The sequence below is a fragment of the Streptomyces atriruber genome (assembly GCF_001418325.1).
GTDB classification, from domain to species: Bacteria; Actinomycetota; Actinomycetes; order Streptomycetales; family Streptomycetaceae; genus Streptomyces; species Streptomyces atriruber.
On record NZ_LIPN01000523.1, the window covers coordinates 1 to 947 of the forward strand.

The following is a 947-nucleotide window of genomic DNA, read 5'->3' on the forward strand; positions in this document are numbered from 1 at the left end:
GGCGGCCTGCTGGTGGAGTTGGAGCGGCGGCGGGCGATGGCCGCTGCGGAGGATCGTCGCGACGGCCTTCATGTACGCGGGGATCGCGGGCGCGCGGCGCCGGGCGGGCGGGGCGATGCGGCCGTACAGCGCGACGCCGGGGCCCGCGTCGAGGGGCTGTGCGGTGAGGGCCTGCCAGCTCTCCTGGTCGGCGTGCAGGTCGGCGATCACCGTGGTGCTGCCCGCCGGACGCACCCGCAGTTCCTGCGTGAACCAGTGCCACGGGAACCCGGTGTAGCGCACCGTCGCCGGGGTGGTCCGGGCGAGCGCGACGTGCAACTGCCGCTGGCGCCGGTCGAGGTGGACCTGCCCGATGAGGTAGATCGTCAGGGGCCCGGGGGCCATCGCCGCGGCCCTCAGCCGGGTGAGCACCGTCTGCGGGTCCAACGGGTCGGCCAGCTCCACGATGCTCGCGGTCGGTGTCCCGGCGAGCGTCTCCGTGGGCACCGCCGCGAGGACGGGAAGCACGGAAGCCGCGTCCACCAGGCGTCCCTTGCCCACCGGGGCGGCCGCGATGAGCAGCACGGTTCCAGGCATGGGCCCCTCCCTCTCGATCATCACGTCAGCACCGTATCCGCATCTCACGCTCGACGCGCCCATCGGGATTCTCCCGCTGTGCGGTGACCGTACCGGTCCGCACCCCCGGGGCGGGTGTGCTTCCGGGTGCCGCACCGGATGACGGCCCGCGCGGAGCCGACCGGGGCCGCGAACCGGCAGGCGTTCGTTCCGCGGTACGGGAACGGCCGCGTAATCTCGTTCGTACGTACGGACGCGCAGGGGCGCACCGGTCCTAACCTGCGGAGATGATCAGGCACATGTCGTCGCACCCCGCCCGTGGTCTGAGTCGGGTGCTCGACGACCTCGGGCCCTCGCTCCTGGATCTGCTCCTCGGCGACCCCGCGGCCGCG

1 pseudogene is annotated in these 947 nt (G+C 73.7%); it reads right to left on the reverse strand.

Going from position 1 to position 947, the window contains the following annotated elements:
• Positions 1 to 576: pseudogene (locus AOK03_RS37545) on the reverse strand (hypothetical protein); the annotation flags it as partial.
• Between the last annotated feature and the right edge of the window lie 371 nt (positions 577 to 947).